The sequence below is a fragment of the Bradyrhizobium sp. CB1717 genome, assembly GCF_029714325.1.
In the GTDB taxonomy this organism is placed as follows: Bacteria; Pseudomonadota; Alphaproteobacteria; order Rhizobiales; family Xanthobacteraceae; genus Bradyrhizobium.
In genome coordinates this window covers 1014905-1035345 of the sequence record NZ_CP121666.1, presented here as the reverse complement: position 1 = coordinate 1035345, position 20441 = coordinate 1014905, and the positions used below count along the sequence as shown (strand labels likewise).

Genomic DNA, 20441 nt, shown 5'->3' with positions numbered 1-20441 from the left:
CCGACGCTCGGTGAACTGCACCTCACCAGCTCTCAGCATCAGACGTGCCAACTTGGCCAAAGGACGGATTCATGTGCTTTTTGCGTCGGCCGGGCGGGGCGCCTCGCGTGTTCATTGTCTGGCCCCGAACGTAACCGTCTTCAACCGAACGCGGTCATGTTAGGTCATTGCCAATCAATCCTGACTAGATAGGGCCCCGGTATGAACACCGCGTCATTTGCGCCCAAAGGTGAATATGGCCGAGCCAGATGGCGCGAGTCAGCCTCCGCGCTATAACCACTCGACCATACCGCTTCGATCTCGCCTCTTCATGGCAGCAAAGCTGGGCGACGGATTTATCGGTGTGGACCCAGTGGCGCATGCTGCCGCCGACTCTGTTTCCACCAATGACCACGGTGCAGTACTATTTCTACCAGTGGCGCGACAACGGATTGTGGCAATCGATCAACCACGCACTCCTGATGCTGGCGCGCGAGGCGATCGGCCGGGAGGCCTCGCCGACGGCCGGCGTGATCGACAGCCAATCGGTCAAGACCACGGAAAGTGGCGGCCCTCGCGGCTACGACGCGGGAAAGAAGATCAAGGGTCGAAAGCGCCACATCGTCACCGACACCCAAGGGCTCCTGGTCGGAGCGATCGTTCACGCTGCCGACGTCCAGGATCGCGATGGCGCGCCAGATGTCCTGTGCAGCATTCGCTACCGCTTCCCCTGGCTGCGCCATATCTTCGCCGATGGCGGCTATGCCGGCGAAAAGCTCAAGGCGGTGCTGGAAAAGATCGGCCGGTGGACTGTCGAGATCATCAAGCGCTCCGATGCCGCACAGGGCTTCGAGGTGCTTTCGATGTTGCAGTGTCGTCCGTTATGAAGTGGCGGCAGCGGATGCGGCGCCGACGAGCTTGAAGACCGCCTCACGCTTGGCGTCAAGGTGCTGGGCCTCTTTCGGCCAATCTTGATGGCGATCGGCTTCGACATCATCGGCATCCCGATCGGCCTCGCATTCCTGCTCTTGGTGCTCCTTGTTACCGTGGCTTTGCGGCCGCTGCTCAAGACGGACCACAGTTACGCGCGAATAGCCGTGCTGTTGGGTCTGGCGGCAGCGCTGCTGGACGCGCTTCCGGAAGATGAGCGTCCCGGACCGCAGGGCGAAGCTCGACCGCGCGCATGGCGTGCTGTCGATCCGCCACCAGTGCCGGCTGCTCGGGCTGTCGCGCTCGGGCGTTTACCGGACGGCGCAGCCGGCCAATGACGACGATCTGACGCTGATGCGCCAGATCGACGAACTGTTCACCGCGCGGCCGTTTCTGGGCTCGCGACGAATGGCGTGGCTGCTGAGCGAGGATGGCGTTCCGATCAACCGCAAGCGCGTGCAGCGGTTGATGCGCAAGATGGGGATCGAGGCACTGGGGCCGAAGCCGCGCACCAGCAAGCCTGCGCCGGGGCACGTTGTGTGCCGGGCATGTTCAATAGCTCGGAAGTGAAAGTCTTCCACCCAACCTGATGGAGGTGAAGGGATAGAGAAACGCAAGGGCTGCCGCCGCGAGGCGGGGTCTGAAGGAAGCGTGGATCAAAGATGCGGGCCGATGAACAAGAACCGGATATGAGGCGCCAGTGTCGGACGAGCGGGCAACACATCGCGAAGTCCATATCCATCAAAGACGCAAAGCGTAGATCCGGCGGTCGTGCATCGAAGGCGATTGAACTTACCCCGGGAGATCTGCCCGGCGTCGCTGTACGGCGACTGAGACGACCGTGAGGTCGGCTGACCACCTGGCAGAAGTCAGCAGAGGGCGTAATAGGTCATGCTGTCGGCGAAGCTATTGAGGCACTCCAAAGCTGAAAAGCGGAGCAACGGATAGGCAGAGTCGGAAACGATGGCTGAAGGCCCGAACGAGTGAGAGAGGCAAGTAGGATCGGCACCTCATGAACGGAAAGCGGCAGACAAACCAGCAACGACTGGCCTCAGGCACGGATGGCCGGGGTGAAACCCCGGCTGCCGCGACCGGAGGAGCCGAACCGTCTGTGGCGATGCCGGCGACCGAAAGCCCGGCTTTCCCAGAACATCTGATGGAGGAGGTGTGTAGCCGCAAGAACCTTCAAAGAGCGTGGAAACGCGTTCAAGGAAACAAGGGAGGCCCTGGTGTCGATGGGATGACCATCGACGTCGCCAAGGCATTCCTGCGTGAGCACTGGCCAGCAATTCGGCTCCAATTGGCTATCAGCCACGGCCGGTTAAGCGGCTGGAAATTCCGAAACCGGATGGTGGGGTCAGAAGGCTCGGCGTTCCCTGTGTCGTCGACCGCCTGATTCAGCAAGCCGTGCTGCAGGTTCTTCAAGAACAATGGGATTCGACGTTCTCCGAGCACAGCTACGGATTCCGGCCGGGACGGTCGGCGCACCAGGCCGTAGCCCAGGCACAACGCTACATCGCTGAGGGCTACAACGTTGTGGTGGATCTCGATCTGGAAAGAGTTTTCGACCGAGTCAACCATGACATCTTGATGTCGCGCTCGCCGCGCGGGTGACCGACAAGCGCGTGCTCAAACTCATCCGGGCGTTCATGAACGCCGGACTGCTGGAGGACGGCCTGATCAGACCGGTGGAAGAGGGGACCCCTCAGGGTGGTCCGCTCTCGCCCTTCCTCAGTAATATCGTGCTCGACGATCTCGACAAGGAGCTGGCTCGACGTGGCCATCGGTTCTGTCGCTATGCGGACGACTGCAACATCTATGTTCGCAGTCATCGCGCCGGTGAGCGGGTCATGGCCTCGATCACCCGGTTCCTGACCGACAAGCTCCGGCTAAAGGTCAATGAGGCCAAGAGCGCGGTGGCACGACCGGAAGGGCGCAAGTTCCTGGGGTTCAGTATTGCGAACGATGGGAGCGAACGACGCATTGCGCCGAAAGCGCTCGCTAAGTTCAAAGACCGAGTTCGGGACGTCACATGCCGACACGAGGCATCAATCTGGAAAGGATTATTAAGGACCTCTCGCCTTACCTCATCGGATGGCGAGGGTACTTTGGGTTCTGCCAGACTCCTCGCGTGCTCACAAACCTGGAAGCCTGGATTCGCCGGAGACTGCGAATGTATCTCTGGCGACAATGGCAGAACGGGCACAAGCGATTCACGGAGCTTCGCCGCCTCGGCATCGCGAAGTTCGCCGCATCGGTTGCCGCCGGTTCGCCGACGGGGCTCTGGCGAATGTCCGGGCACCCGGCGGTCCAGCACGCCCTGCGCAACCACTTCTTTGACGCTCTCGGTCTCCCCCGAATACTGGTTCCTGGGCCAGCTTAACTCAGTCGAACCGCCGTGGTACGGACCCGTATGCCCGGTGGTGTGGGAGGGGTGGCGTCGCGAGACGTCCCCCTATCCCGATCAATCCCTCCCGATTCAATCTGGTCGAGACCGCTCTAACGTCGTAGGCTCGACGACGCGGGCTGCGTGGGTGTTGCCACGAGTAATCAGGAAAGAAGCGGGCGGCCAAATTGTCGATCAACGCTTGGATTTTGGTGGTTGTTCGCCGCGCGAGCGGCCGATCGCATTGTTAAAGGTCCCCCTTTTGAGCCGGCCGCGGGGCCATGGGCTTTGATCTAGCTGGAATCCACCGAGATCGAGCCGGACACGCCGCTTGATTCAGTCAGAGCGTAAAAATGTTGGTCCAAATGCCCTCTCGGCTCCAGCGACTGACGCGGTTGTAGACCGTTGTGTAAGGACCGTAGACTTCCGGGCAATCACGCCAGCGCGAACCTGCTTTTAGCAAGTGGACAATGCCGTTGATCACGCATCGATCATCGATCTGATGCGCTCCCTTGTGCCCTCGCGGCAACAACAGCTCAATCCGCCGCCATTCCGCGTAGCTGAGCCAGTCCTCACCGCGCTTGATCCAGCGCAACCTTGGATGCGTCCGGCCATGCTATGTCGCTTCGAAATGTCGAATTGCAATCGAGGCACATCATGAAGGCGTATTTCATCGGAGCTGGCATCGGATCGCTCGCGGGCGCGGCATTCCTCGTTCGCGACGCGCAGCTGCCGGGACGCGACATCGTGATCTACGAGGCGCAGCCGCTGGTCGGCGGCAGCCTCGACGGTGCGCTGCTCGCGAGCGGTGCCTATTCGCTGCGCGGCGGGCGCATGCTCACGACCGATCATTACGAATGCACCTGGGACCTGCTGTCGAGCATCCCCTCGCTCGAACAGCCCGGCCTCAGCGTGCGCGAGGAGACGGTCGCGTTCAATCTGGAAAATCCGGCGCATTCGCAGGCGCGGCTGGTCGACCGCAACCGCTTCAAGATCGATGTGACGCATATGGGGTTCTCGGCGCGCGACCGGCTCGAGCTGCTGCGGCTCACCGAGGCCTCGGAGGAGACGCTCGGCAACAGCCGCATCACCGACTGGCTGTCGCCGAAATTCTTCGAGTCGAATTTCTGGTACATGTGGCAGACCACCTTCGCCTTCCAGCCCTGGCACAGCGCGGTCGAGCTGAAGCGCTATCTGCACCGCTTCATGAACGAGTTTCCGCGCATCGAGACTCTCGCCGGCGTCAAGCGCTCCGTCTACAATCAGTATGACGCGATCGTGCGGCCGCTCGCCGACTGGCTGAAGCGGCAGGGCGTGCAATTCGTGCGCGGCACGGCCGTCACCGACATGGTGCTCGAGGATGAAGGCGGGCGCGTGCGGGTCCGCCAGCTCGTGCTCGACTGCGACGGTCGCACCGCCAATGTCCGCCTCGAGGACGGCGACCTCGTGTTCTTCCAGAATGGATCGATGACGGACGCCTCCAGCCTCGGCACCATGACCGAGCCGGCGCCGCACCTGACCAAGAAAGACAGCCAGGGCTGGGCGCTGTGGGAGACGATCGCGCAAGGGCGCCCCGAATTCGGCAATCCCGCCGCGTTCAACACCTCGATTCCCGAATCCTACTGGCTGTCCTTCACCGTCACCTGCCGCGATCCGCGCTTCTTCGAGAAGATGGAGGCGTTTTCCGGCAACAGGGCCGGCACCGGCGGGCTGGTCACGTTCAGGGATTCCAACTGGCTGATGTCGGTGGTGCTGTATCACCAGCCGCATTTCGCCGGTCAGCCGAGGGACGTGCAGGTGTTCTGGGGCTATGCGCTGCATCCGGATCGCGTCGGCAATTTCGTCGGAAAGCCGATGTCCGATTGCGGCGGCGCCGACATCCTGAACGAGCTCTGCGGGCACCTCAATTTCGATCGCGAAATGTTCGAGACTGCGACCTGCATTCCCTGCCGGATGCCCTACATCACCAGCATGTTCATGCCGCGCAATCTGGCCGACCGGCCGTTGCCGGTGCCCCAAAATTCGGTCAACCTCGCCTTTGTCAGCCAGTTCGTCGAAATCCCCGACGACGTCGTCTTCACCGTCGAATATTCGGTGCGCGCGGCGCAGATGGCGGTCTATCAGCTGATGAAGATCGATCGCCCGGTGCCGCCGGTGACCCGCCACGACAAGTCGCTCGCGGTGATCTTCGCGACGCTGAAGAAGGCGTTCGCGTGAGGCTTTCGCCGGGACGGCATCGCTACCGCGGCGCTGCCAGCGGCAGGCTGACGTGAAAGACGGCGCCCCCTGACGGGACGTTTTCGGCTCCGATGCGGCCGCCATGCGCTTCGACGATGGTATGCGCGATCGAGACCATGTCGCCACGCAAGTGTCTGGTACTGTCCAGAATCTTTCGCACTTTTGATCAGGCGACGGCTCCGGTTTCAGAGAGTTGTGGCTGATAGAGCGGTCGCATGTTCATGTAGCATTTGGTCGTCATCAATTTGGATCACCTGACCCATGGCATTCCCATCGTTCATTCAAAGCTCCTTCATTCTAGAAGAAGCCGTCAATCCTGAAAGTGCGAAAGACTTCGTACGTTATCAAGCGCGGCAACCGTATTGGTCTGGAATCTTGCCTCGACCAACTGTCCGACAAACTCGACTTGCGCTCGGTTGCCGAGATCGAGACATGCAGCACGAAGCGCGGACACTTTGAACAGCCATGCGCCTTTATCATCGTCGACGCTCGACGCATCGACAGCGAACGTCATTTTGACAACTTCTTCTTGCCCGCCTCGAACGCTTCCTGATCTTTCGGGTCGGCAAGCTTAAACCAAGAGCCGGGTGCATACGTGGCGATAAGCTTGGCAAAGAACGATTGTGGCTCCCAATCTTGCCCTTCGCGCTTCTCGAAAATGATGACTTCGTCGCGGGTGAAATAACTAGGTCCGGGAACATTGCAGTCGACCGAAAGCTCGACGCGCCACAGCCCGCCCTTCGCGGTTTGCTGCTCATCTATCCTCGGCGAGTAATGCACTCCAACCGGCTCGTCGATAGAACAGCGGCCACGCCGCAGAAGATCGCCCAACTTGCCCTGCGCGGTGGTTACGAAGTTGAAGTTGGCGGGATTATGCAGAAAGTGACGGTTCACGCCGCTTTCGTCGTTTGTCACTTCGTCCGCAATGAGCGAGAGTGCGAACGCTTGCCAGCCTAGTTCCATCGGCCTTGCATACGGCGCCACAATTTTCATTGTGCCATCGGGCGCCACCTCCCACGTGACCGTGTACTCTTCCTTTGTTTTATCGGCCCGGTGTTTGGCCCACGAAAAGATAACTGGCTCGCCCGAGTCGGTCTTTTGACCAACCTCCCATCCCCTGGGGATGAAGTGTGCTACCTTTGAGACCTTAGTGAAGATTTGCTCCGCTGTCTCACCATCCTGTGCTCGCCAGGTTGATTTGACCTTATCGATAAGCGTATTGTCGCTCGTACGAACACCCTCGCTCTTACCGGCCAGCCCACCCGGCAAAATGAACCATACGCCAAGGCCGACACAGAGGCCAAGACCGAGGCAAAACCAAAGCACGCGCCTATCGAACATTTTCGGTTCCCCGAGCAGGTGGTTCCTATATCCGTGTTGGGGGTCGGCGGCGATACTTATGGAGCATGGCGACAACAATTCCCACGAGACCGGGTCTGGATCTCAGTTCGGGATTGGAGTCCGGAGGGAATAGCGCGCCGTCGGCCCTATTTCACGCGTGGCCGATTGCTTAACTTACCGCAGGCCGATGGACGTGTTTCAAACGATCCAATATCTTTGAGCCTTCGCTGAACGATTTCGACCAAGATTGCTCCGCAAAATCCAGGTGGCACTTCAGTAGCTCAGACGGGGTTTTCGAGTCGGCAAGAGCTCTCAGAAAAGCAGCCTGGTCGTTCAGAGAGGAAGCAGCCAATTTTAACGTGTCATTCAGTGCCGCGGCGAACAAGTTCCTTGTCGCTTCGATTGATTTTTGCCATTCCGGAAGCGTAAATGAAAGGCGCGATGCAGCTGCCGCCTTTTCTTCAATATGATCAGTCGCGCCACCCGCTCCAGGGGGTGATGCCTCGGCCAGTTCGGGCCCACGTGTTCGCCGTTCGCGTTTCTCGTCTTCGTGTATAGTCGCGGTCATCCGATATCTCCCCGAAAGGATTTCTACTGCTGAGTGGCTCGCCGCTCAGTTTCAATCAGCAAGCTTCCGAGGGTACCACTACCTTCAACATGTCATACCTGCCTTATCTGGTAGCGCTCGATCGGGAGAGAGAAGCAGACATCCGTTAGAGCCGCCCCGCTCAAGGAACAACGTGAAGTTCACTCAACGATCTTGGATTATTGAAGGATATGATCAGGCCATGTGTAGGGTGAACTTGGCTACTTGATCCGTACATAGGCGGCCAACGCGACCAGCCCAGGCTTGCACAAAATGTCTGACACGCCATTAAGCTATCACACTGTCCAGGCATGCATCGAGCCGAGGCGCTCACGAGCGGGCTGTCGACGCGAGCGTGAAGTCGCCTGCAGCCTCGCATGGAATGCAAATGTCGACCGAACCAGCCGACGGAAACGCTCGGCGACTGCGATGTGGCGAAATCGACGTCTTGGCACATGCTAGACCGGTGATTGGCGCGAGGTTTGGAAGAGTCATTGCGAACATCGACGCAGAACTGGAGCGACGCGCTTACGATAGTCACTGACAGAGCGGCACCTGAGATAGTGCCGGCAGGCAGAACTAACCGGTGCCTCGATGAGGCGACCTGAGCGGAACAATCGGAACGCCACTACTTGGAATAACCTTCAACCCAATGCGCGTGCTGGCGGCGCTCCAACTTCGTACAGCCTCGTTTGTTAGACAAGTCACAGCCAATTCATTCCAGGATCTCACAACACGTTCCCAACTCTCTTTCCGAGCCGGGAGAAGCGCGAGCATCCTCTGCGCCTTGCGCGAAGCCGCGAACTTCCCGCTGCGCTTCGCTTCTTTAAGAATCTTGCAAACTAGCTCCTCAGTTCGCTTCCACCCTGCTTCCGTCATTCTATCATCGACAAAGCTACCGAAGCATATTCGAAAGGATAAGGCACGGTCTGCGGCGATGTATGATGGTAGGCCCGGCTCGTTCAGCCACCGATGAAGAGCTTCGAGCTGGTCCGATCCGCCTAGCGTGAGAGCATCAGACCGCTCAAATATATAAAATGCCGCGAAGCCAGCGACCTCAAGCTGCATGTCCAACTCTAGCGATTCCAGCCAATTGGCAATTGCTTTTAGCGGAGACATTGCTCTGCTCTCCATACTGCCAGTTGTGATTGGGCCGGCGACTGGCATAAGGTCAGCTCGAGAGCGACTCGAGCCCGGAGAACACGAGCAGTCAACTACAAGAATCTGCAGGTGACGCAAATCAGAACCGTCCGCTCAAAGCGCTTCTTGGAGCAGGAGAGAAGCAATCGCAGTGGTGCGCGGCACGTCGGGCCTCACCGCGAGGGGCAGCGTGGAAACTGAAGGGATCTGTTGGGAAGAACTGCAAGCACCCACGAGGATTGGTGGGCGCAATCTAAGATCGCATTATGTAAATGCCGCTTGCTGACTGAACGAGATTCGATTTTTGAGGTAATTGAGCATCACCGCAAGCTGCGCGCGCAAGTCGATGCCGCGGCTTCCATATCCGCAAAACTGGTCGAGGGGCCAGAGTTTGATGCCGCCGACGCGATCAGCGAGCAAAAGAGGTTGGCTCTCGAGGAGTACGCAGACGTGCTCATTCACTCTAAACCGACCGCGCTTGCGGGCGTCATCGCTCTGAACCGCTGCGTCGCAAGGCTACCAGCTTGGCAGCTGTCTGACGACTATGATTGGCATTAGTCGGTTCTGAACGCTAGCTGACGCCCTGGACGGGTACTGTCCAGAATGTTTCGCACTTTCGATCAGGCGACGGCCCCGTTTGCAGAGAGTTGTGGCTGATAGAGCGGTCGCATGTTCATGTAGCATTTGGTCGACCACGCCGTTCCGGCAATGTGCCGCAGCCGGGCCGCCGCCAAGTTGAGACAGGATTGACCGTCGGGGAAGGCGCCGACGACACGGGTTCGTCGCCGGATCTCCTTCATGATGCGCTCGAGCGGATTGTTCGTTCGAATCTTCCGCCAATGGATGTCCGGAAGGCATAGTAGGCGAGCGTTTCGTGAACCGCCTGCTCGACGAGATCAGCAGCTTTGGCCATACGGCTTGCCCGCAGATCCGCGATGACGGTCCTGGCTTTCTCGTCGGCCGCGGCGCGGCTCTCCTGGGCATGAATGGCCTTGAGCATGTGGCTCACCTCGCGGACCCGGGTCGACGGCACGTGGCTGAAGACATTGCGATAAAAATGCACCATGCAGCGTTGATAGCGGGCCTCCGGCAGATAATCCGCAACGCTTTCGATAAGACCTCGGCACGCATCGGAAACAACCAACTGCACGCCCTCGAGACCGCGATCGACGAGATGCCGCAGAAACGATGACCAGCCGGATTTGTCCTCCTTGGCGCCCTCACAGATGCCGAGGATCTGATCCGTTCTTCGAGGCGGCGGAGATTCGCCCAGATGATCCGAGCCAACTTGTTGGCGACGGCGATAGCGACGACCATGGGCCGACGCCGCTCAAGCAGAGCTTCGATCCAGCCACCTCCAACTCGGGACCGTGCCTTTGGATACCGAACGACGTTGCGTGCCCCGATGACAAGCAAGTGCCTGAGATAGGAGTCGCCCTGCTTCGTTATGCGGCCGAGCCGGTCCTTCCCGCCGGTGGAATTCTGCTTAGGCGTCAGGCCCAGCCAAGCCGCGAATTCTCGCCCGGAGCGGAACATGGTCGGGTCCGGCACCGTCGCGGCGAGCGCCGTGGCCGTTATGGGACCAACGCCGGGAATCGAGGGCAGCAACTTCGCCATCGGATTTACTCTCTGGATCTGAGCCAGCTCACGCTCGATAGCGTCGACCTGCCGGTCCAATTCCTTCAGTTGGTTCACAAGAACATCCAGCGCCATACCGGCAGTGGCAGGTAGCGCGAGTTCCTCGTCATCCAACAAATCCACAAGACTATCCACCCTTTGCCGGCCCTGTCCGACAATAATTCCGAACTCCGCAAAGTGAGTTCGAATGGCGCAGGCCGTCATGGTTCTCTGGCGGACCAGCAGGCGTCTTGCACGATGAAGCATTAAGAAGCCTTGGTTCTCCACGCTCTTGATGGGAACAAATCTCATATTGGGGCGGCTAACTGCTTCACAGATTGCGGCCGCATCAGCGGCATCGTTCTTTGCTCCCCGCCGCACATAGGGCTTCACATATGCGGGCGGTATTAATCTCACGTTATGTCCAAACCGCTGAATCGCGCGCGCCCGGTAATGGGCGGTGGCGCAGGCTTCTATCCCAACCAGGCAGGGCGACAGCGAGGAGAAGAAGGAGACGATCTCACCGCGCCGGAGGCGTTGGCGGCTGATCACTTGACCTTGAGTGTCAACCGCATGAACGTGAAATACGTGCTTCGAAATATCCAACCCAATTGTCACGACTTCCATGATGATTGCTCCTGTTAGGTACAGATATCGCCAGCATAGCGCCAGCGCCGAGGGAGCGGGGCCGTCTTCCCCATCAATGGCCGGCTCCGAGACGAATTGTTGAACGAGACGCTGTTCACCTCGCTGGCCCAGGCCAGGATCGAACTCCGACATTGGCGGGCCGACTACAACCGCGCATCAGAACACCCATTTGTCTATGTTGTTGAAGAGAAGAGACTTTGTTGATCGGGATGCGATCCTGCGGGGTATCTTGGGTTCTGCCGCGCTCGTTCGGTGATGGATGTGGCGGCATCCGTGGTCAAGGCCGCGCGCGCGAAGATCCATGGCCCATCCGGCAGAGGGTGGACGGCTTCGATCTGACCAGCTTCTGCGGCCAAGCGCAGCGTCTTGGATGCGACCTTGAGAAGCCTGGCGGCGTCGGAGAGATTGAGCCATGGCTCGACGCTATCCTCGGCCCGCCGGAAGACGGGTATCCGATGATAAGATCGCGTGGTTGTGACGCGCTCACGGGTCCAACGGTTGCCGTTGCCCGTCTTGAGGCCGTTGCGGTTGAGCAGGCCCGCAATCAGGTCGTCGCTGGCGATCAGCACCAGTTGCCGGATGGCTGCGATGATGTCACCGGAGGTGCTGTTACGCTGCCCCCGTCGACGCTTCGGCAGCCGCATCTCGCTGTGAGCGCCGCCCGCCCAATGCACGACAAGAACGATCTCGGACGCTTCGTCATCGATATCGGCAACGACCTCGTGGATCAGCGTACGGACGATGCGCTTCTTCAGCCGCGCATCGATGGTCGGCCCTGACCAGATTGACTTGAGGTCTGAGGCCAGAACGCTGAGCATCGTTGGATCGATCGCTGTCGGTGCGGTCGTCGCATCATGCGCGGCAATCTTGCTCTCTACCTCGGCGACGCGGGCAAGCGAGCGATTCCAGCGCGTCTCAAGCTCCGCGGCAACCAGGCGATTTGCCGGATCCGCCGTGTCATATTGCCGGAAGGCGCGATCGGCGGCGTAACGGGCCGCTTCGCGATCACGGCCGAGCGCTTCGCGAACTTGATCCCTCTGATGTCTGGCTTGGGCTGCGGCGGCCGTAGCCGCCGCAACGGCGCCGGGTCCGACAACGCCGAGCAGTGCCCCTTCGATCGCATCATCGACGCGCAAGCCACCGAACGCGATGCAGCGCGGTTCGCCGTTGTCCATCCAGCCGCGCGAGCAGCTGTAACGGGGGATGTGATGCTTCATACCGCTGTAGCGCAGCGTCAGCTTGCGGCCACAACGCCGGCAGCGGATGAGCCCGGCGAGCAGCGCCTCGCCATGCTTGGGCGCGCCATGATGCCGGCTCGTGGGCACGTTACTGGAGACCATTGTACGGATCGCTTCGAACCTCTCCCAGTTCACATAGCCTTCGTGGGCGTCCGGCTTGAGGACGAGCCACTCGGCGCGCGCCTTCCGGCGGATCTTCGCGCCTGCGCCAAGGACGCCGTACCCCGTCGCTACGGCTGTTCTACCATAGGCGTAGGCTCCGCCGTAGACCGGGTTCTCGACCATCCTGTGGAGAGTCGCGTAGCTGGGCCGCCGCCAGGCTGTGTCGCCGTTCGGCTGCTTCACCGGTAGGTCGAGGCCGTGCTCATGGAACCACAGCAGCGCCTGCTGCGCGGTCCCGAGTTCCTCGATCTTGTCGAAGACGAGCGTAATGGCGTCCTGCACACGCCGGTCCGGATCCTTCTCGTAGCGATCACCGACCTTCACAAAACCGACTGGCGTGGCCGCAATCAGTTCGCCACGGCTGGCCTTCTCGTAGCGTGCCGAGAGCGAGCGTTGTCGCAAAAGGTCCAGCTCATACTCGTTGAGGCTCCCCTTCAGCCCGAGAAGCAGTCGGTCGTTGCCATGCCGCGGAACATAGACAGCTTCCTGGTCAACCAGCACCGTGTCGACGACGCGACACATCTCGATCAGCTGTTGCCAATCCCGGCTATTGCGGGCAAAGCGCGAGACCTCCCGCGCACAGACCGCGCCGACCTTGCCGAGGCAGACTTCGGCCAGCATCCGCTCAAAGCCCGCGCGTTGGACGCCGCCGGCAGCGGAAAGTCCAAGATCATCGTCGATCACCTCGATCTTGGACCACCCCAGCGCCGTCAATCGGTCGCGCATCGCGTATTGCAACGCGCTGCTCTCACGATTGTGCAGCACCTGATGGGCGGAGGACTGGCGCACATAGAGGATCGCCTTGCGCTCAAGGTGGTGAGGGCGGACCTTGTCACTGATCATGACCGTCTTCCCTCTTCGCGAGCGTCGCGCTCAGCCGCGCATGGTCCAGCACCAGCTGCGTCATCAGGTTCACCAGCGCATCCTGCGCCTCCTTCGGCAGCTCCCGCCACTCTGGAACCCCAACGGCGCCGTGCGCGATGCCACCCGCGAACAGGTCCATCTGATGCATGCCGAACCGCCGGTTGCGCCGAACCGGCTTCGCTGATATCGCCGTCCTGCTTGCCATGAGCCTCTCCCCGATTCTGGTCGTGAGACACTCCGCATGCACCGGAAAGCAGTTCATTCAATGATGAAGCCGCGCTCTTGACCACTGAATCGACAAGCGACGACAACGCGTTGAGCGCTTCAGGCTGACAAACGGCTCTGCCGTTAGGCTGCCACCGCGAGCACATGCCGCGCGGTCGAACATCCAGGATGGGATCTCCAGAAAACGCTGCGTCTCCGATCCATCCAGCGTGCAGCGGAAAACAACGCCGTCCGCCTTGTCGATCACACCATGGACGAAAACCTCGCGGCCTACCCAAGGGTGATGCCGGTACAGAACCTCACGGCATACGGTCCCTTGGGCGTTCTCAAGCCTTGTTGTACAACGAGGAGCGGCCCCATGGAGCCATCAGCAATCGGCCGCCGATTTTGCTGCAAAATCACGCCGGCGCCACCAGCCCGCCAACGTGATTCAGAGCGCAAAACTCTAGTTCTGGCTGGTCCAAAGTTCGGTCTCGCTACAGCGCCGAAAGACAAGATCTTCAAGGTCTATGTCGCCGGCCAGAAGCGTGGCGTGACCGCAGCAATCAAACGCGCCTTCCGACGCGATCCGCGGTCGAACCGGTGATAGGCCATCTCAAGAATGAGCACCGGATGAACCGAAATCATCTCGCCGGCACCCGCGGCGACGCCCCCAACGCGGTCCTTGCCGCCGCGGGCTACAACTTCCGGCTTCTGATCCTCTGGCTCACGACTTTGTTTGTCCGGATCTGCTGCGCCTTCCTGTTCGCCGGCGCCTGGTCATCCCGTCAACAGACCTCATGATCAACGTTCTTCACGGTCGACTGATCGACGCCGCCCGATGTTCAACCTAGAATCGCCGCCACCTGGCAGGACCGCCCTCAGCCTCTCATGAGGGCTAGGTCTGGAATACCTGCTGCTAAAAGCCCCTTTCTGTACCGCTCCCGGTCTTCCGGTCGTTGAAGAGGTAGCCACTGAGCGAGTACTGAAGCTCGCGCCGTCGGATCGAGCTGGAGCACCTTCTTTCCGGCGTCCGCTGCCCTATAGAGATCCCCGCTCATCGCGTAACTAACTGCTTTGATCCGCCAAGCGCCGAGCAAATTTGGCAACTCTTCGGTCAATCGGATAGCGTCCTCATATCGGCCAGCTACGAAGTGGGCAAGTGCACAAGCCAGCTTAATCTGGGGGAGACTGGGATCGCGAGGACTAAGGCGCTCAGCTTGAGCCAAGTGCTCCAGGGCCGTTTGAGGAGCGCCCAAGAACGAATTCACCCAACCACTACAGAGCCATCCCCACGCCAAATTTGGATTCAGTGAGAGACCACGCGCGATGCAGTCGGCACCGAACTTCACTTCATTTGCCATATAGGCGAGACTGAAGCCACCTAGTACCAGTGTTACACCGTCTTCTCGCCCAAGTTCGAGGCAGCGTTGTGCGTGATGAACTGCCCTCTTTGTTTCCTGGTCAGGATCGTCCATGACCCGGATCTGTTTGCGAAATGTGTAGACATTGCTCAACATTGCGTGCGCAAGCGCGAAGTTGTCGTCCAATTCTACTGCCTTCGAGAACAGCGCCAAAGCTCTCTCACTATCATCCTTATTCCACTTCCAAACTCTTGACATGCCTCGCAAATAATAGTCGTAGGCTTCGAGATCCGTGGTCGGTTTACGATTGGCGCGTTCCTCTTCGTCAAGCTGAACGCGAGAGAAGATCTGCCCTACCACACTCGCCGTCACGCGGTCTTGCAAGTCGAATACGTCCTCCTTCGAACCATCGAAACGGTCTGCCCAAAGGTGCACACCCGTTGCGCTATCAATTAGCTGACCTGTAATGCGAACTCGCCCTCCGGACCGTCGAACGCTGCCTTCCAGCACATACCGAACACCGAGTTCTCGTCCTACCCGCTTGATATCAACGGCCATTCCCTTGTAAGTGAAGCTCGAATTCCGGGCGATCACAAACAACGACTTAAACCGGGACAGTTCCGTTATGATGTCCTCAACCATGCCGTCCGCGAAGTAGTCCTGCTCGGGATCGGCGGACATGTTCTCGAAAGGTAGTACCGCGATAGAAGGTCTGTCCGGCAGAACCAGGGCTCTACGTTGGTTGAGCATGTCCTTCGGCGTTGACGATGCAGACTCAAGCTGCATCTTGACCTCATAGACTCGTATGGGCTCCTCGAGGTTTTTGACGGATTGCGCGCCGAGGTCTGTGAACTCCAGCGGCAGTATATTTCGCACCTGGTCATAGGTCACACCAGAGATGCAGACCCCACCAGCCTTCGCAAGCGCCTGTAGTCGAGCCGCAATGTTCACACCCGTGCCAAACAAGTCGCCGGCTCGGAACATAATGTCACCTACATGCACCCCGATGCGGAAGTTCACCCGACGGCGTTCTGGAACGGGCCCATTAGCCTTAGCCAATGCTTCCTGAGCCTCCATGGCACAGCGGACGGCATCAACCGCGCTACCAAACTCTGCCAATACGCTGTCCCCAGCGGTGTTGGCGACGCGGCCCCCATGGGTTGCAATCAGCCCGTCAAGAATTTCAAGGAGGGCTGTAAGCGCGCTTAGTGTAGCGACCTCGTCGGTTCCCATGAGGCGGCTGTAACCTTCGACGTCCGCTGCAAAGATAGCGGCTAACCGACGCTTCGTTTCAATGAGTTTGGCCAAGGGCAACTCCGCGCCTGTGGCTTGCGAAGTGCACTTTGATGTGCTCGGCTTAGTTAGGTCAACCACGTGCATTCATAGTTGAATCATTCTGAGAGGAGCTATGGCTGATTCTGGGTGACGCGCCTGATCAGGCGGCGTCACCCAGAATCAGCCATAGCTCCAGCTGGAGGACGTCTTTGCGTTGCCGCTGTCGCTGGCCCGGCAGGTCCGCGAACAGCGGCAACGGCAGCGCGGCAAGAAAATTTATTCGTTGCACGCGCCGGAGGTCGAATGCATCGGTAAGGGAAAAGCTCACAAGCCCTACGAGTTCGGCGTGAAGGTGAGTGTCGCCACGCCCGTTGATCGCTGCAAGGGCGGCCAGTTTGTCGCCCATGTGAAAGCGTTGCCGGGCAATCCGTATGACGGACACACGCTCGCGACTGTCATTCCCGAGATCGAGGCCAGCGTCGGCGCTTGCCTGACCAGGATCGTTGCCGATGCTGGCTATCGCGGTCACAACGCGCCGAAAGACAAGATCTTCAAGGTCTATGTCGCCGGCCAGAAGCGTGGCGTGACCGCAGCAATCAAACGCGCCTTCCGACGCCGATCCGCGGTCGAACCGGTGATAGGCCATCTCAAGAATGAGCACCGGATGAACCGAAATCATCTCGCCGGCACCCGCGGCGACGCCCCCAACGCGGTCCTTGCCGCCGCGGGCTACAACTTCCGGCTTCTGATCCTCTGGCTCACGACTTTGTTTGTCCGGATCTGCTGCGCCTTCCTGTTCGCCGGCGCCTGGTCATCCCGTCAACAGACCTCATGATCAACGTTCTTCACGGTCGACTCGCCAGCCACAGGAGCAAAGTAGTGCGCCAGCTCATCCGTTCGGTCGGCGCCAAACTCTTCTTCCTGCCAAAATACTCGCCCGACCTGAACCCGATCGAACAGGTCTTTACCAAGCTCAAGCACCTGCTCCGCAAAGCCGCCGCACGAACCGTCGATGCGGTCTGCGCCGCAATCGGGCGCGCACTCGATGCCTTCACCTCCGCGGAATGCGCCAACTACCTTAAAAATTCAGGCTATCGAACTTAATGCCATCACGCTTTAGTCGCCGGCGAACCAGCCGGTGTGATATCTCTCGTCATGGCGTTGCTCTCCTTTGTGGAATCAGCACCCCGAGCCTACCGGCTCAAGGTGGGCAACGCCGATCTGTTCAGAAATTCAACAGAGCCCGGCACATTGCCCTGATGCCGGGTCGGAGGAGCTTCGCGGATGAAAATCGCCTTGTTTCCCGACGCCTCGGCTGCGCACTTCCGAACTATCACTGCCGTGCGCCTTTACCGCTCGCGCCAAGCGTGCATCAGCTGATCCGAGAGCGGCTTGCCAAGGTAGGACATGACTGTGCGCTGATCGGTTTGAATGAAGGCTTCGACTGGCATCCCGGCGAGCAGCTTTACGCTCTTTAGGCGTGCGATCTGCCCGCTTGGTACGGCAATGCGGGCCAAGTAGAAGCTTGCTCCGCTCTTCTCGTCTACCGTGACATAGGCGGACACATGGATCACTTCGCCGTTGAGCTGCGGAGTAGTGCGCTGGTTGAGAGCTGTGAAACGCAACAGCACGGGCTTGCCCACTGATACGCGATCGACTTCCTGCGGAGCGATGTGCACCTCTACAACGAGGGAGTCTCGGGCGGGAACTATTAGCATGATTGGCTCGCCAGCACTGATGACACCGCTGACAGTGTGGACTGCTAGCTGATGTACCGTGCCGTCCTGTGGCGCGCGGATGTCCACACGCTTGAGCTGATCCTCAGCGGTCACTCGTTTCTCGATCAGTTCCGCGGTTTTCGCACGAGTCTCGGCGAGTTCCCGTCCCACCTCGATGCGGAGATCCTGATCGATCTGCATGATCTGCAGCGTAGCCTCGGTGATCCGGCCTTTGGCTTCGGCGATCGCGGCGAGCAGCGCGCCACGTTCACCGTGCAGGCGCGCTGCGTCGCGCTCGAGTGCCGTGACGCGCTGGACGAGGTGCTTGCTCTGCAACTCGCGGACGCGCATCAACTCACGGCTGATCAACGTTGTCTCGTGATTTTTCGCCTGAATCTGCTCATCCATCCCGCGGATATGCAGCAGAAGTTGGTCAATGCGTTGGTTGAGTTGCGCTTTCTTGCCGGCGCGAGCGGCGCGGCGAAGCTCAAATAGCTTGCGCTCGCCCGCGATCACCCGCGCCACGTTCGGATCTAAGGCGCGCGCGGCAAGCTTGGCGGGAAAGTCAAGGTAATTTTCGTCGTCGCGCTCTGCCTCGAGCCGAGCTTGGCGCGCCGCCAGTTCGGTCAAGCTCTTAATGAGGATCAGGAGAGTGGCGCGCGTTACGGTCTCATCAAGCCGCACCAGCACGTCACCGGCCTTCACATCGGCGCCCTCGCGCACGTTGAGTTGGGCGACAACGCCGCCCGTCGGGTGCTGCACCTTCTTGATATGGCTGTCGACCACAAGCATGCCGGACGCAATGACGGCGCCGGAAAGTTCGGTTGTGGCTGCCCAGGCGCCGATGCCGCCGGCGACCACAATGACCCCCGCGAGGGCGGCGCGCATGTGCTGGCGGATCGAGAGCGGAACCACGTCCACAGGCTCGCGCTTCATTGGCTCGCCTCCTCACGACGTTAAGCGGCACCGGTCCGACCGCTGGGTCATCTTGGCCAGCAGCCGATCCTTCGGCCCAAGCGCTTGCACGCGCCCCTCAGACATCACCATCAGTTGGTCCACGGCGGCGAGCGCGGTAGTGCAATGTGTGACGACGATGACAATGCCGCGCCGCGCTCGCACTGCCATCACGGCTCGTGTCAGGGCCTCGTCGCCCTCAACGTCGAGATTGGAGCTCGGTTCGTCGAGCACGACCAGGAACGGATCGCGGTAAAGCGCCCGCGCAAGCGCGATGCGCTGGCGCTGCCCAGCCGAGATTATCGAGCCGTCCTCGCCAACTTGCGTGTCGTAGCCGTTCGGCAGTCGCAACACCATCTCGTGCACACCGGCCGCACTTGCGGCGGCGATCGTCGCCTCGGCCTCGGCGTCGGGATCGAACCGGGCGATGTTTTGTGCTACCGTGCCCGCGAACAGCTCGATGTTCTGCGGTAGATAACCGATATGTCGGCCGAGCGACTCCGAGTTCCACTGTTCGAGGGCGGCGCCATCGAGCCGCACCTTGCCGCCCACAGGCGCCCACACGCCAACCATCGCCCGCACCAGGGACGACTTGCCCGAGGCGCTCGGGCCGACGATGCCGAGGCCCTGTCCAGGCTTCAGTGCGAAGGAAGCTTCATACACCACCACGCGCTGCTCGCCCGGCGGCAGCACGGAGACGGCCTCGACGGTGAAGGCTGTGCACGGCGGCGGCAGTGGTGTTTTCTCTTCCTCGGCCTGGACCTGCGCCCAGTACTGCCGCAGACGTGTCCAGCTCTGGCGAGCACCAATCAAGCTTCTCCAGTGGGCGATGATCAGCTCGACGGGGGCGAGTGCGCGTGAGGTGAGGATGGCCACGGCGATGATTATTCCGGCGGTTGCCTCTTGGCGAATAACCAGATAAGCGCCGACGCCAAGCACAGCCGATTGCAGGACCATGCGCAGGACCTTGGAAGTGGAGCCGAAGCCGGCAGCGATATCAGCGGTGCGGCGCTGAGAGGCGATGTAGCTGTCGTTGACCTCGGCCCACCGCGTGGCGAAGCGCCCGCGCATGCCCATGGCCTTCAACACCTCGGCGTTTCGGCGGCTAGCGGCGGCCAGTGCGTTGCGCTGCGCCACGCGCTGAGCGGTCTCCTTCGTCTGCGAGCGTGTCAGCCGCTCGGTGAAAAGGGTTAACGAAATCAGCACCAGCGAGCCGACCAGCGCCGTGATCCCGACCATTGGATGGAACAGGAAGCAGATTGTGAGATAGAATGGAATCCAGGGCAGGTCGAACAGAGCCGTCGGGCCAAGCCCGGAGAGGCAGCTGCGCACTTGGTCAAGGTCGCGCACCGGCTGCAGTCCGTCCCCGCTCGCCCGAGCGCACAGCGGCAAGCGCGCGACGACGTCGTAGGTTCGCGCCGAGAACATGCGGTCAAGCCACTCGCCCATACGGATGAGAATGCGTCCGCGCAGAATGTCCAGGAAGGCCTGCAATAGATAGAGGCCGGCTGCCAGCACCGTGAGACCGATCAACGTCGGCACACTGCGGCTTGGTACGACGCGGTCGTACACTTCAAGCATGAAGAACGCGCCTGTCAGATACAGAACGTTCAGCATAGCGGTGATCAGGCCGAGTCCAACGAGTACGCCGCGGCAGGCAGGGAGAAGCTCGTGCGTGCGCGGCGGCTGATTCTCTCGGCCGGCCGTCGCCGGCGCGCATCGCCATATCTTGGCCAGCATAATGACCGACGCCACTACGTGCGCGGGGAAAGTCACCGGAACTGTGATCAACTCCAC

General features: G+C 60.3%; 17 protein-coding genes and 8 pseudogenes. 12 read left to right on the top strand and 13 right to left on the bottom strand.

What is annotated here, in order from left to right:
- Window positions 1-350: 350 nt before the first annotated feature.
- Window positions 351-839, top strand: a pseudogene (locus tag QA649_RS04835) (IS5 family transposase); the annotation flags it as partial.
- A 21-nt stretch (window positions 840-860) separates the two neighbouring features.
- On the opposite strand, the gene QA649_RS04830 reads toward QA649_RS04835, so the two are convergent.
- Complete coding sequence (locus QA649_RS04830) at window positions 861-1058, bottom strand: hypothetical protein (RefSeq protein WP_283023194.1); 198 nt, start codon at window positions 1056-1058, stop codon at window positions 861-863.
- 64 nt (window positions 1059-1122) lie between these two features.
- Between QA649_RS04830 and QA649_RS04825 the strand changes: the two genes are divergently transcribed.
- From QA649_RS04825 to QA649_RS04810, 5 genes and pseudogenes are all read left to right on the top strand, one after another.
- Window positions 1123-1479, top strand: coding sequence for an IS3 family transposase (locus QA649_RS04825; protein ID WP_283023193.1), 357 nt, complete (start codon window positions 1123-1125; stop codon window positions 1477-1479).
- A 442-nt stretch (window positions 1480-1921) separates the two neighbouring features.
- Window positions 1922-2305: a hypothetical protein gene (locus tag QA649_RS04820; protein ID WP_283026260.1), complete on the top strand. Its 384-nt coding sequence runs from the start codon at window positions 1922-1924 to the stop codon at window positions 2303-2305.
- On the top strand, window positions 2188-2523 hold the full coding sequence (locus QA649_RS42910) for a reverse transcriptase domain-containing protein (protein ID WP_349254094.1): 336 nt from the start codon (window positions 2188-2190) through the stop codon (window positions 2521-2523). Before QA649_RS04820 ends, QA649_RS42910 begins: the two co-directional genes overlap by 118 nt.
- 35 nt (window positions 2524-2558) lie before the next feature.
- A pseudogene (locus QA649_RS42905) lies at window positions 2559-2807 on the top strand (reverse transcriptase domain-containing protein); the annotation flags it as partial.
- 134 nt (window positions 2808-2941) lie between these two features.
- On the top strand, window positions 2942-3292 hold the full coding sequence (locus tag QA649_RS04810) for a group II intron maturase-specific domain-containing protein (protein WP_283023192.1): 351 nt from the start codon (window positions 2942-2944) through the stop codon (window positions 3290-3292).
- A gap of 343 nt (window positions 3293-3635) precedes the next feature.
- Here the strand turns inward: QA649_RS04810 and QA649_RS04805 are convergent, their stop codons facing one another.
- Window positions 3636-3890, bottom strand: a complete 255-nt coding sequence (locus QA649_RS04805) for a transposase (protein ID WP_126262034.1) — start codon at window positions 3888-3890, stop codon at window positions 3636-3638.
- Between the two features lie 62 nt (window positions 3891-3952).
- On the opposite strand from QA649_RS04805, the gene QA649_RS04800 reads away from it, so the two are divergent.
- Window positions 3953-5512: an oleate hydratase gene (locus QA649_RS04800; protein WP_283023191.1), complete on the top strand. Its 1560-nt coding sequence runs from the start codon at window positions 3953-3955 to the stop codon at window positions 5510-5512.
- A gap of 22 nt (window positions 5513-5534) precedes the next feature.
- On the opposite strand, the gene QA649_RS04795 is transcribed toward QA649_RS04800, so the two are convergent.
- From QA649_RS04795 to QA649_RS04780, 4 genes are all read right to left on the bottom strand, one after another.
- Window positions 5535-5693, bottom strand: a complete 159-nt coding sequence (locus QA649_RS04795; protein ID WP_283023190.1) for a hypothetical protein — start codon at window positions 5691-5693, stop codon at window positions 5535-5537.
- Between the two features lie 150 nt (window positions 5694-5843).
- Window positions 5844-6047: a hypothetical protein gene (locus tag QA649_RS04790; protein ID WP_283023189.1), complete on the bottom strand. Its 204-nt coding sequence runs from the start codon at window positions 6045-6047 to the stop codon at window positions 5844-5846.
- Window positions 6044-6874, bottom strand: coding sequence for a nodulate formation efficiency C protein (locus QA649_RS04785; protein ID WP_283023188.1), 831 nt, complete (start codon window positions 6872-6874; stop codon window positions 6044-6046). The genes QA649_RS04790 and QA649_RS04785 overlap by 4 nt, the downstream gene beginning before the upstream one ends.
- A 169-nt stretch (window positions 6875-7043) precedes the next feature.
- Window positions 7044-7442 carry a phasin family protein gene (locus tag QA649_RS04780; protein WP_126262255.1) on the bottom strand — a complete coding sequence of 133 codons (399 nt, stop codon included), beginning with the start codon at window positions 7440-7442 and terminating at the stop codon, window positions 7044-7046.
- 1368 nt (window positions 7443-8810) lie between these two features.
- Between QA649_RS04780 and QA649_RS04775 the strand changes: the two genes are divergently transcribed.
- Window positions 8811-9158, top strand: a complete 348-nt coding sequence (locus QA649_RS04775) for a hypothetical protein (protein ID WP_283023187.1) — start codon at window positions 8811-8813, stop codon at window positions 9156-9158.
- A gap of 62 nt (window positions 9159-9220) precedes the next feature.
- Here QA649_RS04775 and QA649_RS04770 read toward each other — a convergent pair.
- Window positions 9221-9783: pseudogene (locus QA649_RS04770) on the bottom strand (transposase).
- Window positions 9784-9854: 71 nt separating this feature from the next.
- A pseudogene (locus QA649_RS04765) lies at window positions 9855-10844 on the bottom strand (IS110 family transposase); the annotation flags it as partial.
- 75 nt (window positions 10845-10919) lie between these two features.
- Here QA649_RS04765 and QA649_RS04760 point away from each other — a divergent pair.
- A pseudogene (locus QA649_RS04760) lies at window positions 10920-11015 on the top strand (integrase core domain-containing protein); the annotation flags it as partial.
- Window positions 11016-11038: 23 nt separating this feature from the next.
- Here the strand turns inward: QA649_RS04760 and QA649_RS04755 are convergent.
- Both QA649_RS04755 and QA649_RS04750 read right to left on the bottom strand, forming a co-directional pair.
- The gene (locus QA649_RS04755) at window positions 11039-13108 is read right to left on the bottom strand and encodes a recombinase family protein (protein ID WP_283023186.1); all 2070 of its coding nucleotides are present in this window, start codon (window positions 13106-13108) and stop codon (window positions 11039-11041) included.
- Complete coding sequence (locus QA649_RS04750; RefSeq protein ID WP_283023185.1) at window positions 13098-13334, bottom strand: hypothetical protein; 237 nt, start codon at window positions 13332-13334, stop codon at window positions 13098-13100. Before QA649_RS04750 ends, QA649_RS04755 begins: the two co-directional genes overlap by 11 nt.
- A gap of 519 nt (window positions 13335-13853) precedes the next feature.
- Between QA649_RS04750 and QA649_RS04745 the strand changes: the two are divergent.
- A pseudogene (locus tag QA649_RS04745) lies at window positions 13854-14137 on the top strand (IS5/IS1182 family transposase); the annotation flags it as partial.
- A 77-nt stretch (window positions 14138-14214) separates the two neighbouring features.
- Here the strand turns inward: QA649_RS04745 and QA649_RS04740 are convergent.
- Window positions 14215-16005, bottom strand: coding sequence for an adenylate/guanylate cyclase domain-containing protein (locus QA649_RS04740; protein WP_283023184.1), 1791 nt, complete (start codon window positions 16003-16005; stop codon window positions 14215-14217).
- 211 nt (window positions 16006-16216) lie between these two features.
- Between QA649_RS04740 and QA649_RS04735 the strand changes: the two are divergent.
- Window positions 16217-16807 (top strand): annotated as a pseudogene (locus QA649_RS04735) (transposase); the annotation flags it as partial.
- A 20-nt stretch (window positions 16808-16827) separates the two neighbouring features.
- Window positions 16828-17076 (top strand): annotated as a pseudogene (locus tag QA649_RS04730) (transposase); the annotation flags it as partial.
- 245 nt (window positions 17077-17321) lie between these two features.
- Here QA649_RS04730 and QA649_RS04725 read toward each other — a convergent pair.
- Both QA649_RS04725 and QA649_RS04720 read right to left on the bottom strand, forming a co-directional pair.
- Entirely contained in the window at window positions 17322-18626 is a 1305-nt protein-coding gene (locus QA649_RS04725) for an HlyD family type I secretion periplasmic adaptor subunit (protein ID WP_283023183.1), read from the bottom strand.
- 12 nt (window positions 18627-18638) lie between these two features.
- Window positions 18639-20261, bottom strand: coding sequence for a type I secretion system permease/ATPase (locus QA649_RS04720; protein WP_283026251.1), 1623 nt, complete (start codon window positions 20259-20261; stop codon window positions 18639-18641).
- Window positions 20262-20441: the final 180 nt, after the last annotated feature.

Excerpts from the sequence above, each read along its gene's own strand:
- QA649_RS04785 (WP_283023188.1), bottom strand. The coding sequence starts at position 6,874 with ATGTTCGATAGGCGCGTGCTTTGGTTTTGCCTCGGTCTTGGCCTCTGT.
- QA649_RS04720 (WP_283026251.1), bottom strand. The coding sequence starts at position 20,261 with ATGCTGAACGTTCTGTATCTGACAGGCGCGTTCTTCATGCTTGAAGTG.
- QA649_RS04780 (WP_126262255.1), bottom strand. The coding sequence starts at position 7,442 with ATGACCGCGACTATACACGAAGACGAGAAACGCGAACGGCGAACACGT.
- QA649_RS04725 (WP_283023183.1), bottom strand. The coding sequence starts at position 18,626 with ATGAAGCGCGAGCCTGTGGACGTGGTTCCGCTCTCGATCCGCCAGCAC.
- QA649_RS04790 (WP_283023189.1), bottom strand. The coding sequence starts at position 6,047 with ATGACGTTCGCTGTCGATGCGTCGAGCGTCGACGATGATAAAGGCGCA.
- QA649_RS04800 (WP_283023191.1), top strand. The coding sequence starts at position 3,953 with ATGAAGGCGTATTTCATCGGAGCTGGCATCGGATCGCTCGCGGGCGCG.
- QA649_RS04750 (WP_283023185.1), bottom strand. The coding sequence starts at position 13,334 with ATGGCAAGCAGGACGGCGATATCAGCGAAGCCGGTTCGGCGCAACCGG.
- QA649_RS04810 (WP_283023192.1), top strand. The coding sequence starts at position 2,942 with ATGCCGACACGAGGCATCAATCTGGAAAGGATTATTAAGGACCTCTCG.
- QA649_RS04825 (WP_283023193.1), top strand. The coding sequence starts at position 1,123 with ATGAGCGTCCCGGACCGCAGGGCGAAGCTCGACCGCGCGCATGGCGTG.
- QA649_RS04820 (WP_283026260.1), top strand. The coding sequence starts at position 1,922 with ATGAACGGAAAGCGGCAGACAAACCAGCAACGACTGGCCTCAGGCACG.
- QA649_RS04755 (WP_283023186.1), bottom strand. The coding sequence starts at position 13,108 with ATGATCAGTGACAAGGTCCGCCCTCACCACCTTGAGCGCAAGGCGATC.